Source organism: Corynebacterium sp. LaCa_282 (assembly GCF_057198125.1).
The window spans coordinates 1,804,078-1,818,537 of sequence record NZ_CP191095.1; the positions used below are offsets into that span (position 1 = coordinate 1,804,078).

Sequence of the window (14,460 nt, forward strand, 5' to 3'; positions counted from 1 at the left end):
AAGTCACCGCCCCAGTATCGCAGATGCCCTAGACACAAGAAACTGTTCTACCCGCTCAATATTAGAACGCACATTCGAGCGCGACCGCGGATTCAGATCATTGATATGCCGGCGGTAAGACACCGCCCGCAGCAAAAGCTCCTGCATGCCCGGCACGTGGCCAAACCGCTGGCAGATATCATCATCTACCACCTGTGCGATCAAACCGTCCACGATCACGAGCGCTGCGCTCCACCCCGCCGGGCGGGCAGATTGGCTCGGCACGAGATCCACGATTCCCGGTGGGTGCGCGCCATAAAAGACCGTGGTGGTCAGCAGAGCGGTATGAGCGGTGACCAAGGGGACATCGGCAAGCGCGGCCTTATCGTAGGCCTCCCCCGTCTCCGCCCAGGCGGTGCGCTCCGCGCGGGCAAAGGCATCATCGCGGTGCGCACCCGGCGGCGCAGGTGCATTGGCCATGGCATCGTCCAAGCGCAAGGCCGTCTGCGCCGCTTCATCGATGCGCCCGGTGACCTCGCCGGGAAGGAACTGCGTCGCCTTCCACCCGGCCGCGGTATGGCGCCCGTCGCTCGCGAGAACCGGCCTCGATACCCGCGCGCCCGGCACGCTGAGCCTTTCGCGCACCTTGGCAGACCACGCCGCGAAAGGGCCGGCCTGGGAGTAGACAACGTCTCCCACCTTGATGCCGTTATCCCAAACCGGGCCCAGCTGATCGCCTTGGGCCCGGCGCGACCCTGTCGCTCCGGTCTCCGCGTGGAAGGCGCTTAAAACATGCTCTGGGGGAAGCGGCATCCAGTACTCCTTATTGGGGTTGGTGGGGATCCTTGTGCTCCGGATTGGGATATGGCCACGGGTTAGGCTCGCAGGTCACATCCTCATCAGGATAGACCTCCTTGGGATTGCGGTCATGCAATTGTTTATTGTTCAAGCTCAGCGTCTGCTGCATCATCACCGGGGCCAATTTGCCCTCGCCGCCGCATTGCTGGTGGGAGGCATAGCCAATGGCGTGGCCCAATTCGTGATTGATGACGTACTGGCGGTAATTGCCCAAATCGCCCTCAAAAGGCGTGGCTCCGCGTACCCACCGCGCCTCATTGATGATGGTGGTGGATTCGCCGGTAAACATGGTGTGGCAGGAGGTTTCCGTTTCGATCTTCTCACCACACCGCTCCGCGGCCGTACCTAATGAGGTCAGCTGGATGCGAGTATCGGGATCGTCTGCGGAGGCAACGTGCTCGAATTCGAAGTCACCTTGGGCGGTCCACCCGCGTGGATCCGCAAGGGTTGCCTCCACCATTGCGGCAAAGGCATCATCGCCGCCGTAGGGAGCGGTATTAAGTCCATCTTCTACCTCGATGGAATAGCGGACCTTCTTCTCGCCGCCTTCACCGGCTACAGCACCGGGGCGGCCGATTGCGTGGAAAGTGCCCTTGCCCTTTTTGGTGAAGTCACTTCCAGGGGGCATCTCACTAATCTCGCGCTCTACCGCCTCCGCATTTGCGGGATCCGGGCCCGTGAGATCTTCGTGGGTAGGAGTGGCGGCGGCGGTAGTTTCCGCACTGGATGCATCGCCATTGTCATCGCCCGAAGAGCCAGACGCGATATCCACAATCACCCAGACGGTAAGCAGCACCATCACGGGGATAGCCACCACACGCCACCAGCCGTAGCGGCGGGCGAACCGGACCACCGGGTTCGGGTGATCCGGAATTCGCCCATGGCCCTGCTGAGCCTTGCGATTCTGCCTACTTTCCATAGGCATTGAGGATACCCGGTTGCTTATTCACACACTGAATTAGCAAACCTTTAGAAAGCCCCAAGCTTAGGCGCCGGCGAAACCGACGGACTGCTTCTTCGCGGCACCAACTTCGACGTACACCACGCGGTCCGTGCGCACGAGGTACTTGCGGCCCTTGTCATCTTCTAGCTCCAACGTGGCGTTTTCCGCCAAAGCACTATTAATCTTTTGCGTCAGCTCCGCCTGCTCGCCCTTAGCGCTAATAATCAGCTCGCGCGGGGTATCTGCAAAACCAAACTTGATATCCATAAAATTATCCTCCTCTAATTAGAGTTTTACATGCCAATGGCCCCACTATAACCATCCCGGCTACTATCAAGGTGTGTCTGTCATAAAAACCCAGCCACCGACCTTCGCGGAGCTCGGCGTCGCCGCCGAAATCTGCGATGGGCTCGCTGACCGTGGCATCGCGCGAACCTTTGCAATCCAGGAATTAACCCTGCCCATTGCGCTCAATGGCCAAGACCTCATTGGCCAGGCGCGCACCGGCATGGGCAAGACCTTTGGCTTTGGCGTACCGCTGCTCGACCGCGTTTTTGATGACGCGGATATTGCCCCGCTGGATGGGACGCCGCGGGCGCTTATCGTCGTGCCCACCCGCGAGCTCGCGCAGCAGGTCACCGCGGATCTGCAGGACGCGGCCGCGCACCTGCCGGTCCGCCTCGCTGCCATCTACGGCGGGCGCCCCTATGAGGAGCAAATTAAGCTCCTCCAGCGCGGCGTCGACGTGGTCATCGGCACGCCAGGCCGCCTGCTCGATCTGCATGAGCGCGGCGATCTGGTCCTGCGCCACGTCGCCATCGTGGTGCTCGATGAAGCCGATGAGATGCTGGACCTTGGCTTTTTGCCCTCCATAGAGGCCATTTTGGAAGCACTCGATGGCAATGCGCACCAAACAATGCTGTTTTCTGCCACCATGCCGGGCGCAATCTTGAACCTATCGCGCCAGTTCATGCATAAGCCCGTACACATTCGGGCCGAATCGGAGGCGGATGAGGTCACGCACGAAACCACCCGCAAGGTCACCTTTCAGGCCCACCGCATGGATAAGGTGGCGGTCATCGCGCATATCCTGCAGGCCCAAGGCCGGGGGCGCAGCATCATCTTTACCCGCACTAAACGCTCGGCGGCGCAATTAGCCGATGACCTTGCTGAGCGCGGCTTCCGCGTCGGCGCCGTGCACGGTGACTTGGGCCAAAAGTCCCGGGAGAAGTCCCTGCAGGCTTTCCGCTCGGGTGAGGTGGAGATCCTCGTCGCCACCGATATCGCGGCGCGCGGCATCGACGTCGACGATGTCACCCACGTCATCAACTACCAGGTTCCCGATGATCCCATGACCTTTATCCACCGCATCGGGCGCACCGGCCGCGCTGGGCACACCGGCACCGCCGTCACCCTCGTTGGCTACGATGAGCTGGCCAAATGGCAGGTCATCAACGATGAGCTAGGCCTAGATATGGCCACGCCGCCGCAGTGGTTCTCCACCTCCCCGGAGCTTGCCCAGGCGCTTTCCATCCCCGCTGGTGTGCAGGAAAAGGTGGGGCCTGCCACCAGCGTGATTGGCCAGATTCCGGCGCATAAGCGTTCCGCGGGACAGACCCAGACGCGACCCCAGTCTCGGTCGCGGTCTCGTTCCGGGGCTCGGCGCGGTAATGGCACGCCCCGAGGAGGGCGCCGATGACTAAGGCCCCCATCTTGCGGGCTACCGCGGCGGATTGGAAGGCCACCGGCATCATCGGCGCTATCTGCGCCATCGCGGTGGGCGGGGCAGTCGCCACGGCCAATATCCACCAGGCTGACCTGCACCAAGAGGCCGTTCCTGGGGAAAGCGATGCCGCTGTGCTTGCCGATGTCCCCTCCTCCCTCACCACTGCCTACAGCCTGCCCAACCAGCCCGTACCCGGCCAATACCGCGCCATTTCCACCCACGGGTTGAGCATTAGCCACGATGGCGATGTACTCACGGCCACCAATGCCGATGGCTCCACGGCCTGGACCTATACCCGCAGCGATGCCGAACTCTGCTCGCTTTCTACCGCCTGGGGCAAGGTGGTTGCCACCTATCGCACGGGCGTGGGCTGCGGGGATACGGTTGCCATCGACGCCGCGACGGGTGAATATGACTCCACCCGCAGCGCTATTAATTCCCCGGATGTTGTACCCGTGCAATCCAATGACCGTGTAGGGACCGTTTCTGCCGGGCGAATCGATCTGTGGCGCTCAGATCTCGTGCGCACCGTGGAATACGGCGACGTAGAGGCCAAGCAGGAGGCGCAGAAGCAACCGCACGAGGAGTGCACCATTTCTTCGGCGTTGACGCGTACCGAGAATCTCGCGCTGACGGAATCATGCCCGGAAGAACCTCACACCACCTGGTTAAGGTTTCAAACCACCACCCCGGAGGACTCCCGGGAACCAGAAATGGACGCCGATATCTCCGTCGATCGCGATGGGGCGCGGCTTATCGCGGTGGGCCAAGACGCCGCCGCGGTCTATGTCCCCGGCCCAGAACCCCGCATTGAGTCCTACAACAACCAGGGCGACAAGCTTTCTTCTACCCCAGTAAAGCCTTCCGACGCCATCGATTACGGCACAAGCCCTTTCGCCCCGGCCGTTGCGGATCTCCCGCACCATATGACGTGGTTTGGTGGGCAGCGCCTCTACCTTTTAGCCCCCAGTGATTTGCGGATCGATCACGTCATTGACGGCGCCATCGGCACCCCAATTTCAGTGGCTGGGCGCATGCTGATGCCCACCGAAAAGGGCATATCAGTGGTGGACTGGTCTACCGGGGAGGTACTGCGCGAGATAGCCGTCGACCGCGGAGATTACCGTGGTCCCGTCCACCTCACGTTGGCGGGCGAGACCATTGTAGAAACCCGCGGCGATACCGTCGTTGGCCTCAGCAGCGACTAAGCGAGTGCCACTCGCTGCTCCCGCGCGAATGGCCCAAACGCGAGTGACCCTTAGAAATTCGAGGCGGCCCACTCCGAGGACTCGCGCCTAAACATCAAGAGATAAAGCACCGCAACCGCGCTTAACAGGGTGATAGTCCCCAGTACCGGGGATCCACCGCTATACATTTGAAACGCGCTCGCGCCCAAGATGAGCTCTACGAGGACCACGGCACCTCTTCCCCATCGCTTTCCCTTCACCATGGCCCAGGCGCCTGCGATGACGAAGCCAAAGACGATGAAGATAAAGATGGCGGTGCCAAGCCCCACAAAGCTTCCCGATCCGGAATCAGAGACCATCGAGTCATTTTCCGCACCCACCGCTTCGCGCACAATGAGGAAAATGCCAAAACAAATAACCGCGATGGATTGCACCGTGGCAATGCCAGCGCCTATCAGCACCGACCGTGGGGCACTATCCGGTGCTGCCGCTGGCGCTGCCGACTTATCTCGCTGCTGCTTATTTACGTGGCGTTTGTTCTGCTTAGACACAAATCCCCAGTCTACTAATGCGGCGCGGATTTTTTCTGTGCCACCCACGGCGGGCCTCGATGTTGCCTGCAGTGGCGCGGGGGCAGGGGGGCTGAACTGGGAGATTTGACGGTCTCTCCCTCACCACACTCACCATATAGCACCTATAGCTGCAGCTCACGGCGATTCTCACAGGCTTCTTTAAAATTTGATTTTGGCATTTATGGCCCCCACACTGCGCCTATTTGCGTGATGTTAACCACAATTTAGCCTTTAACCCTAGCGGCGATCGGGTAAACATGTCATGATTCTCTAGTAGCAAAAAGAAAGAGGGCGTAAACCTCTTCTTAACCTGGAGGAAACTTCAGGCAACAACACCGTGAACCATAGGCGGCGGCGACGCTGGCCCGACCTCGAGACCGGGCCCCACTGCTAGCAGACCAGTTCACACACCACCTAAAAATCAAGGTGCTTTCCTGCCCCGCACGGATTGCGCTCGTATTTACTGCTGTCAAAAATTTGTTAGGAGATATCAATCATGGATTGGCGCCACGAAGCCGTTTGCCGCGACGAAGACCCAGAGCTGTTCTTCCCAGTAGGTAACTCTGGTCCTGCTCTTACCCAGATCGCTAAGGCCAAGCTGGTCTGCAACCGCTGCCCCGTCGCTTCTTCCTGCCTCAACTGGGCACTCGAGTCTGGCCTCGACGCCGGCGTCTGGGGCGGCCTGTCCGAAGAGGAGCGCCGCGCCCTCAAGCGTCGCCGCAACCGCGGCCGCGGCCGTTCCCGCGTGTCCGCCTAAAAGCGCGGACCCGGAGAGCCTAACGCCTACCCCAATTTTCGTTTCGGCGCCCTTAGCCGCTACAGTTGAATAAAGTTCAGAAACCCTCAACGAAGGAGTGCGCAATGAGCAAGCGTGGTCGCAAGCGCAAGGATCGCCGCAAGAAGGCCGCTAATCACGGCAAGCGTCCTGGCGCATAACGTACAGCACATATTAAAAGCCCGGTTTCGTACCAGTTCACCTTAAGAACTCGTACAGCCGGGTTTTTAATCTTTCTATTAGGAATCCGACTCTCGGAGTAGTAGCGACCAGAGCGCTCATTTTGGTTTGATACTACTGGTCCGCAACGGGGCATCGGTCATAACTTCCCGCGATGTGCACTAATTGAACTCATCTCGTGGTTTACGTTGGATGTCTTCCCTTAGCAGGTATAGCGATCGGCGATGGTGGCTCCTGTTACATATGGGTGCCCATCGTCCGTAAGCTGTTCGCCTCAACTACCTCCTCAAGGCGAAAGACGCTGGACGACGACGAGTATGCAGGACTTGCCCGAGACTCAGCATGCAAACTGGTAGTAGCCGGAACCCGCACAAACGGACCTGACCCCTGTTTGGTGGGCACCAGCACTTTGATCACTAGGCATGGCCGCGACGCCGGCACAGCACGCCTTGAAACCGCGACAGAGCCATCCGCCACGCGAAAATGAACTTCTGTGAAAACTCACCACTTGAGCGCGGAATAGATACTCGGCAACGAAGTTTTAATTCTTAGGCGACATCCTCCTGACTGGGATTATGCGGGCCCCGCGAGCTCGGAAAAGTGCATCACTCTGGTGCACCATTGCCTCAGCAAGCTTTCCTCATGGCTAACAATAACCACTGCACACCCGGCGGCAGCCGAATCGTACAACTTACGCATAACTCCTGCAGCTGTCGCGTGATCAAGTGCTGAGGTAGGCTCATCACACAAAATTACTGCGGGATCTGTTGCTAATGCTCGCGCAATTGCGATACGTTGCCGCTGGCCACCAGATAAGTCAACAGGTAGCCTACGGTGAAGTGAGTCGTCAATATCAACGCCGATAAGTAATTCTTGCGCTCTTATCTGCGCAAGCCGCTTAGTCTTAACTGATTTTGCATGCAGGGAAGCTCGTGTAACCGAATCAAGCGCTGTCTTTTTTGGATTTAACGCCGATGCAGGATCCTGCGGCACTATCTGGACTAAAGGACGAAGTTTACGTGGGATAGGTTTATCAGCTGGTCGGCGCGACCCCGCAAGCTCTAGATCACCCGTAGCATACGCATAACGCCCTAGTAGGGTTCGCAAGAAACTCGATTTGCCGCAACCAGATGGACCATAAATTCCAACCATTTCTCCTTGAAATAGCTCGAAGTTCACCCCTTTAATCAAGTCACAGCCATCAGGGCGTTGCACTGCGATATTGAAGCATTGCAAAGCCTTGGTCCCAGACCTCTGTCGTCCCGCGGAATGAGTATTTTCGGGGAAATCAACACCTCGGTCTTCAGATGACGCTTCTTCTCCGACTCGTAGGATCATATCTGCAAGACCGTGCACTTCGCCTTCTTGGTGCCCCGTGAAAATAATTGCAGTTCCACCCTTTGCTAATTCACGTAACAGCGCGCATATTTTGGCAGAAGTTTCCGCATCTAGGCCAGCCAATGGTTCATCCAAAACTATGACTTTCGGTGCACGGACCAATGCACGAGCTAACGCGACACGTCGTTGTTGACCTCCGGATAATTGCCCTATCCGACGTCTGGCGACACCAGCCTCCAGACCAACCTCCCGCAATTGTTCGGTGACGTTTAATCGGCTTTTCTCAGCGGAGACTTCGCGCAAGATAGAGCGGACGTTCATCAAAGGGTGCAATTCGAGTCCTGGATCTTGTCCGACAAATGCGACGTCTTCACGCCGAAATTTCAACAATTGCTTACGATCCAAGGAAAACGGGTCGGTACCGAATAAGTGCAGGCTACCTGTGACACGGCTGTTCTCAGGTTTAAAACCAACGAGTGCACGAAGCAGAGTTGATTTTCCAGCACCACTAGCCCCTACAACTCCCATAATTTGACCAGCACGAACGGTGAATTTGACTTGTGGAAGCAAGGTCTTCCCGCGCAACGAGATACTAAGGTTTCCTTTGATATTGCTCTTCTCATCCAGCATAATCGGTAACCTTTTTCTGACTGGAAATTTCTGTAGCTTCTGCAGCACCAAGCAAAGACAATATGACAACAGAACTCAGCCCCAACAGCGTAGCTGGGGCGACTACAGCCCAAGGATTTAACAAAATTCCTTGTGCGTTTTCATTAACCATTGTTGACCACGCAAAAGGTCCAAGGCTGCTGCCTACGCCCAGGAAAGATGCGATAGCTAAAAGGTACAGCGCTTCGATAATCCGAAGCCCCCATACTGACCGTAAAATGTGGGACATATTCGGGACGATGTCCTTAACTACGATTCGCCACGATGGCTCCCCCATCGATTGCGCGGCCTGAACATATCCCGTTCCTGCAATATTATGTGCGCCCGCTGCGCATACCCTCGCCGCATATGGGGTCCCTAGAAAAGCAACAGTAAGTATCAGCAACCAGATACCGGCCTCGGGGAATATAACAGTAAGCAAAAGCATCAGGATTACCGATGGCACTAATATAATGGCATCGGCCAAGGTATCGATAACTACTCCTAGCCGTGGATACAAAGCGCCAAATGAACCAAGAATAGCAGCAAAAATAGTCGTAAGCGTGCCACCAATAATCGCAGTCAACAGTAGCGATTGTCCACCGTGCAAAATCGCACCAAATACCGGTCTACCAAGGTGATCTGTTCCAAGTGGTTTTACCTGTTCCGAAGGAGCAAATGGAACGCCTTGTGGGGAAACGGACGCGACGTCACCGATCAATTCTGCTATCCATGGCCCGCAAAAGACACTGATGAAGAAGATGAACGCGAAACCAAGTCTCACTAGTTTGAATCGTGTCATAGTTGCCCTTTCGGACTCAGCGCTGCTTTTATGCCATCAGCGATTGTAAGCAAGAGCAGTATTATGGAACCGGTGACCGCCAGCATGGCTACCAAAACTGGAATATCGCGTTGGTTAACTGCTGAAGCAATTACCAGCCCTACTCCAGGGTGGTTAAAGAGAGTTTCTACTGCCACAGTTCCCGCTACCAATACACCAGAACTAGTCGCTAGAGATGCCGCAATTGCAGGCGCTGTTAAAGGAAATATGTGTATCCATAGCAAGCGGCGCTCGCTGATCCCGGCAAGACGTGCTGCATCAACATGAGGTAATTTACAGACATCACTGGTGGCGCTACGGACTATTCGACTGTTCCAAGCTACTTGGGGCACCAACAATGTCACCACTGGTAGCACATACATATTCCAATCGAGTCCCGAAGCTGAGCCGGTTAACGACGATGCGGGGAGAATGCGCAACCACAACGCAAATACTGCGATCAAAAATACACCGACGACAAACTCCGGGATTGCAATTAAGCTTGTTGTCGAAATATCAATTATTCGAGCTGCAAAACTCTTACTACTTGTAAATGCCCACCACAGCCCAATTACAATCGAGCAAACGGCAGTAATTCCAAAAGCAATTCCGGTGGTTATCAGCGTGGTTGGTAATGAATGCGTTAAAAGATCGCTAATTTCCCTCCCACTAGCTGAAGTACCGAAATCTCCTTGAACCGCACCAACCAGCCAGGATACAAATCGAAGATAAACGGGTTTGTCTAATCCTAATTCGGATTCAGCAGCCGCGAGTGCTTCCTCCGTGCGGTTCGTGCCAAGCCTTTGGGTCGCTGCATTACCTGGTAGAAGATCCACCAAGATAAATACCGTAGCCAAAACACCGACTAGCAACAGCAACCGAAGGCCTAGCCGAGGAAGCAACCATCGCAGCACCGTCATATTAAGACTTCGTCACCGTTTCGAGTTTCACACGGCCGTAACCTGGAGCATCTGGAATTCCATTAACGTTCTTCGCAGCAATATCGACAGCATCCGATGCTCCCCACACCACATAGCCACCGCGATTGAACTGGATTTCTTGCAACTTTTTATTCAGCTTTATGATTTCATCTTCGTCATTGCTTGCCAAAAGTTTGCTGTATGTCTCGTTGAATTCTTTGTCATCGAATGCAGTCTCATTCGATGGTGCATCACCGTCTAGGACTTTGCCTGCAAAAAATAGTGTGGTGTCGTTAGTACCCCAGTACGTGGAGTAAAGGTCCGCTTTTGTCCAGATATCATCATAGAAAGTTCCGGACTCTTTTTCGATGACGTCTACTTTGACCCCGATGTCTTTCATCTGCTCAGCAAACAACTTCATTGCATCCAATTGCCCGGGGGCTTCCGGAGTGACGTATAGCTCGTAGGTCTTATTGGAATCGAAATCTGCTTCTTTTAGTAGTTTTTTAGCCTTTTCGATGTCACGTTCACGCTGCAAACTGGTATCTAAATTGGGATCTCCAGTACCCAATACATCATTAGCAGTCTTTCCAAAGCCCGACAATGCACCATCCACGATTGCTTGCCGGTCTACACCGAGACGAATTGCTTCACGGACTTTCTTGTCGGCGAATGGTCCATCGCTAGTACGCATAGCAACCGGTAGAACCGAGTCATTCGAGCGCGTATGGACCTGCAGGTCATCGTTGCCCTCTGCAGTGCGTGCAGCCGTTGCACCAACAGACTGTGCAAGATCGATTTGTCCGGAGACAATCGCGTTTGTCATCGCAGTGGTGTCCTCAAATGGGATGACCTCAATTTTGTCAATCTCCGGTTTATGCCCATGATAATTTTCATTAGCCACGAGGGTTGCAGCGCCATCTTTCCAAGATTCAAGCTTAAATGGGCCTGTCCCAATGGCATCTTCTGGGGTCGTGTCTTTCTTCATGACAAACGTCATGAGCCGGGCTAGCATTGGAAGTTGTGAATTTGGCTCCTCAGTCTCCATAGCCACGGTATCCTCATTAATTGCTTTGATGGATTCAGGAATGACCGGCAACTTATAATAGTTCCCCTCATCTTCCAACAACCGGTGGAATGACCATTCTGCGTCATCTGCCGTGACGTCAGTGCCATCATGGAACTTTGCACGATCATTGATCGTAAATTCCCAGGTTGTATCACCAGTTTGCTTCCAAGAATCCATCAAACGAGATTCAACGACTTCATCAGCGCCAGGAATTGTCATCGCATCCCAGATCAACGAATTGATGAGCATATCTGAATCATTTGGCAGTAGCTTGTGCGGGTCCCGCTGTGCATCAGCGGCTTTTCCGAGAGCTCCAACTCGTAAAACTGTCTCCTTGCCATCCTTTTCACCTGCCGGCGCTTCGGATGCCGAGTTGTCAGCGTGGTCGCTACATGAGACTAATAAAAGAGAAGCAGCGGTAACTGCTGCGATACTGGCATGCATTCGGGATATACGAGGTCCGAACATATTATTTCCTCTCTGAGGATGGCTCAACACTGACATATAATATGTAATTTATTGAATTTTCAGTGACTGAACCATCAATCGGCCAAAACTTAAGAGGTAAGCCTACCCTTTTGCAATATGCCTTGGCAATCGTGTGAGCATGTCTATTTCTCTGCGCTCGGACTCTGATTTACCGGTAGTCCGGAAATCTACGGGGCATGCCACAACCAATTGGCTGATACCACACCCCCTATGGCTCTTATTCCTTCAATTTAGACGTTGCACTCGATCAAATGTTTTCCTTTCCCCGGCCGCTGGGCAGCGTTTTCATCTTTGATCGCAATTCATCACCTACAGCTTTTCACCGTCGCCATATCGTTTGCGAATTGTCCCTAATCACGTGCAATATTGCGCGGCTCGAACTACAAAACGACACGAAAGGCTCCGACACGTCGCTCTAAGCCCTCACCGGCCGGGGTACCCCTGCCCTAGCTTCAAGAATCCGCAATGGCCCAAGGTCACATGTGCGATGACCTGGATCGGCCCCAAAAAAGTTCTTTACGCCCTCTGTCATCCCCAATCTGGGTATGGAAAACTAGGCGAAATGAGTCAACCCCATAAAAAGGTTCCAGTCGACATTAATCGACGTTTGCTATCGTTATCATTACCTCTTGCTGGAACTCAACTCGCTAATATTGCGTTGTCGACGACTGACACCATAGTCATGGGACAATTGGGGACCCAAGCATTAGCCGGTGGTGGCCTAGCCGTGATTTGGTTTAATCAGTTACGCACCATGGGCGTCGGGATACTCACTCCTTTAGGTAACCGAATTGCACATCACCACGCACGATGGGAAGAATCTGAAGCTGGATCCACAGAGAGGGACCAAGCTGCAGCAGAGATTAAGGATCTGTCTCGGGTGGGATTGTTGCTATCGACACTGCTCGGGGTGGTAGGAGGCTTCTTACTCGTAGGCATCGGCCTCGCCTTACCGTTGATTGGTCAACCTAGCGGAATTGTCGATTATGCCCTTCCAACAATGATTGCCCTCGCGCCAGGACTCATCCCATGTCTCTGGTTTCAAGTGGCTCGCCAGTTCACTGTCGGTCTAAGCAAACCGCAAGCATTATTGCTCATTACCTTAGTGAGCATCCTAATAAACTTAGTGCTCGATCTCGCGTTAGCTCATGGATACGGTCCAATCCCAGCAATGGGAGTCTGGGGAATAGGGTTAGCAACCAGCCTCGTGCATCTGTGTACAGCATCAATCTTTTTGACGCTCATCAAACGCAACTCTACTTTTAACGAGTTTTATGACCACCGCCTATGGAAAGCCTCGCCCGAATCAATACGTAGGCAGCTCAAGCTCGGAGTACCGGTTTCATTAACTTACGGCGCAGAGGCAGGGATGTTTTCAGTACTAGCCATGATTATGGGTACGCTCAGTGCCGAAGCTCTGGCAGCACACAATGTCGCTTACCAAGTTACATTTATTGTCTTCCAGTTCGGCGTGGGATTTTCACACGGTGCATCAATCGTCGTCAGCTCAATGTTCAGTACGAGGTCACCACAAGCCGCGCGTTCTGCAGCAATACGCGCAATGGTGATGGTGCTCATCATCGTTGCGTTAGCCGCTTTAGCTTTTTGGACCATCCCTCGCACGGTCTTAGGCCCATTTCTGCACGCAGCAGACGAACAGACCATCACTCTAGCAGTATCGTTATTAACGATTGGCGCGTTTATGGAGGTCGTCGATACCGGACAAAACGTGGCAATCGGTGTCTTGCGTGGGATCGGGGATACCACCACTGGATTAAAAGCGTCGTTGGTCGGGTATTGGATTATTGGTCTGCCTATCGCTCTACTATTTGCCTATCCACTCGCATTAGGTCCCCAAGGCGTGTGGTGGGGTTTGACTCTTGGGCTAGCCGCTGCAAGTGCGATCCTGTGGAAAAAGTTTTTCCACAGCACCGCTTCGGCAGAGCGCGCCTAACGGTTTGTACGTCGGCTTCTGAACTGGATGAGAAAACACGGCAGTACGAACTGCCCCGACTTTTGTTGCGAGACGTTCGCAGCTCTGAAGGACGCTTCTTACCAGCGGGATTCGATCTCCGTAATTTCTACCGAGATACGGCGGCGCAGCGATTGCGGTGCCTTAGCTTGGCCGGCACAGCAATTGCGCACGAGGGAGCGGACGAGTTCTTCGCGCTCTAGGCGTTGCTGGCAAAAATCGCATTGGGCGATGTGCTCGCGGATGGCTAAAGCGCGGGCGTAGGTCGTGGATTCATCGAGAAGCTCGCAAAATAGGTTGTGTACCTCAGTGGAGCTACACGCACCACAGTTCTTTCCGGTTGCGCCTTCCATTACTTCTCCTCCATGTCCGGGTGTTCTAATCCAATTCCTTGTTCACGTGCTACGTCCTTCAACGCCTTCCGGAGCATTTTTCTTCCACGGTGCAGGCGGGACATCACCGTTCCCAGTGGAGTATCCATGATTTCGGCGATTTCTTTGTACGCTAAGCCCTCCACATCGGAGTAATAGACCACCATCCGGTAATCCTCCGGTAAGTCATTAATGGCCTGCGAAATGGACCTATCTGGCATCTCTTTAAGCGCTGCCACCTCGGCCGATTCCAAGCCAGTGGAATCGTGGCCTGCGGTGGTATAGAGCTGAAAATCACTCAAGTCATCGGCAGAAGACTCGGTAGGGCGCCGCTTCGCCTTGCGATAAGAGTTGATGTAGTTATTGGTCATGATGCGATACAGCCACGCCTTCAAATTCGTTCCCTGTTTGAAGGAATGAAAGGACTTATAGGCCTTGAGATAGGTCTCTTGCACCAAGTCTTCCGCGTCTTGCGGGTTTCGCGTCATGCGCAGCGCGCCGCCATAGAGCTGATCAAGCAGCGGGAGCGCTTCTTTTTCAAAGCGGCGCTGCAGCTCCTTCTCGCTCACTGTTTCTTTAACCACACAATCTATCCTAACGTCTCACGCTAAAA

15 protein-coding genes are annotated in these 14,460 nt (G+C 54.6%); 5 read left to right on the plus strand and 10 right to left on the minus strand.

Features of this window, described 5'->3' with window-relative positions; genetic code table 11:
• Window positions 1–3: 3 nt before the first annotated feature.
• The 3 genes from ACP8KU_RS08420 to ACP8KU_RS08430 form a co-directional block, all read right to left on the minus strand.
• Window positions 4–792 carry a hypothetical protein gene (locus ACP8KU_RS08420; RefSeq protein WP_005277551.1) on the minus strand — a complete coding sequence of 263 codons (789 nt, stop codon included), beginning with the start codon at window positions 790–792 and terminating at the stop codon, window positions 4–6.
• 10 nt (window positions 793–802) lie between these two features.
• Entirely contained in the window at window positions 803–1,756 is a 954-nt protein-coding gene (locus tag ACP8KU_RS08425; protein ID WP_484483597.1) for a DUF3152 domain-containing protein, read from the minus strand.
• Between the two features lie 66 nt (window positions 1,757–1,822).
• Window positions 1,823–2,047 carry a DUF3107 domain-containing protein gene (locus ACP8KU_RS08430; RefSeq protein ID WP_484483598.1) on the minus strand — a complete coding sequence of 75 codons (225 nt, stop codon included), beginning with the start codon at window positions 2,045–2,047 and terminating at the stop codon, window positions 1,823–1,825.
• Between the two features lie 73 nt (window positions 2,048–2,120).
• On the opposite strand from ACP8KU_RS08430, the gene ACP8KU_RS08435 reads away from it, so the two are divergent.
• Together ACP8KU_RS08435 and ACP8KU_RS08440 are read left to right on the plus strand one after the other, a co-directional pair.
• Window positions 2,121–3,479 (plus strand): DEAD/DEAH box helicase, encoded by a 1,359-nt coding sequence (locus tag ACP8KU_RS08435; RefSeq protein WP_484483599.1) that lies wholly within the window; start codon window positions 2,121–2,123, stop codon window positions 3,477–3,479.
• Window positions 3,476–4,714: an Rv3212 family protein gene (locus ACP8KU_RS08440; protein ID WP_484483600.1), complete on the plus strand. Its 1,239-nt coding sequence runs from the start codon at window positions 3,476–3,478 to the stop codon at window positions 4,712–4,714. Before ACP8KU_RS08435 ends, ACP8KU_RS08440 begins: the two co-directional genes overlap by 4 nt.
• A gap of 50 nt (window positions 4,715–4,764) precedes the next feature.
• Here ACP8KU_RS08440 and ACP8KU_RS08445 read toward each other — a convergent pair whose 3' ends face one another.
• Window positions 4,765–5,244, minus strand: a complete 480-nt coding sequence (locus ACP8KU_RS08445; protein ID WP_484483601.1) for a hypothetical protein — start codon at window positions 5,242–5,244, stop codon at window positions 4,765–4,767.
• 517 nt (window positions 5,245–5,761) lie between these two features.
• Here ACP8KU_RS08445 and ACP8KU_RS08450 point away from each other — a divergent pair.
• Both ACP8KU_RS08450 and ACP8KU_RS08455 read left to right on the plus strand, forming a co-directional pair.
• Window positions 5,762–6,022, plus strand: coding sequence for a WhiB family transcriptional regulator (locus tag ACP8KU_RS08450; RefSeq protein WP_005277545.1), 261 nt, complete (start codon window positions 5,762–5,764; stop codon window positions 6,020–6,022).
• Between the two features lie 104 nt (window positions 6,023–6,126).
• Window positions 6,127–6,201, plus strand: a complete 75-nt coding sequence (locus ACP8KU_RS08455; protein WP_369707509.1) for a 50S ribosomal protein bL37 — start codon at window positions 6,127–6,129, stop codon at window positions 6,199–6,201.
• A 592-nt stretch (window positions 6,202–6,793) separates the two neighbouring features.
• Here the strand turns inward: ACP8KU_RS08455 and ACP8KU_RS08460 are convergent.
• From ACP8KU_RS08460 to ACP8KU_RS08475, 4 genes are read right to left on the minus strand one after another with little or no spacing between them, the layout of a single operon-like run.
• Entirely contained in the window at window positions 6,794–8,188 is a 1,395-nt protein-coding gene (locus tag ACP8KU_RS08460) for an ABC transporter ATP-binding protein (protein WP_302525550.1), read from the minus strand.
• Window positions 8,178–9,008, minus strand: coding sequence for an ABC transporter permease (locus ACP8KU_RS08465; protein ID WP_237801507.1), 831 nt, complete (start codon window positions 9,006–9,008; stop codon window positions 8,178–8,180). The genes ACP8KU_RS08460 and ACP8KU_RS08465 overlap by 11 nt, the downstream gene beginning before the upstream one ends.
• Window positions 9,005–9,946: an ABC transporter permease gene (locus ACP8KU_RS08470; RefSeq protein ID WP_484483602.1), complete on the minus strand. Its 942-nt coding sequence runs from the start codon at window positions 9,944–9,946 to the stop codon at window positions 9,005–9,007. Before ACP8KU_RS08470 ends, ACP8KU_RS08465 begins: the two co-directional genes overlap by 4 nt.
• Window position 9,947: 1 nt before the next feature.
• Window positions 9,948–11,459: an ABC transporter substrate-binding protein gene (locus ACP8KU_RS08475; RefSeq protein WP_484483603.1), complete on the minus strand. Its 1,512-nt coding sequence runs from the start codon at window positions 11,457–11,459 to the stop codon at window positions 9,948–9,950.
• 532 nt (window positions 11,460–11,991) lie between these two features.
• Between ACP8KU_RS08475 and ACP8KU_RS08480 the strand changes: the two genes are divergently transcribed.
• On the plus strand, window positions 11,992–13,458 hold the full coding sequence (locus ACP8KU_RS08480; protein WP_484483604.1) for an MATE family efflux transporter: 1,467 nt from the start codon (window positions 11,992–11,994) through the stop codon (window positions 13,456–13,458).
• Between the two features lie 98 nt (window positions 13,459–13,556).
• On the opposite strand, the gene ACP8KU_RS08485 is transcribed toward ACP8KU_RS08480, so the two are convergent.
• Together ACP8KU_RS08485 and ACP8KU_RS08490 are read right to left on the minus strand one after the other, a co-directional pair.
• Window positions 13,557–13,829, minus strand: a complete 273-nt coding sequence (locus tag ACP8KU_RS08485; protein ID WP_005281801.1) for an anti-sigma factor — start codon at window positions 13,827–13,829, stop codon at window positions 13,557–13,559.
• The gene (locus ACP8KU_RS08490; RefSeq protein WP_239269418.1) at window positions 13,829–14,431 is read right to left on the minus strand and encodes a sigma-70 family RNA polymerase sigma factor; all 603 of its coding nucleotides are present in this window, start codon (window positions 14,429–14,431) and stop codon (window positions 13,829–13,831) included. Before ACP8KU_RS08490 ends, ACP8KU_RS08485 begins: the two co-directional genes overlap by 1 nt.
• Window positions 14,432–14,460: the final 29 nt, after the last annotated feature.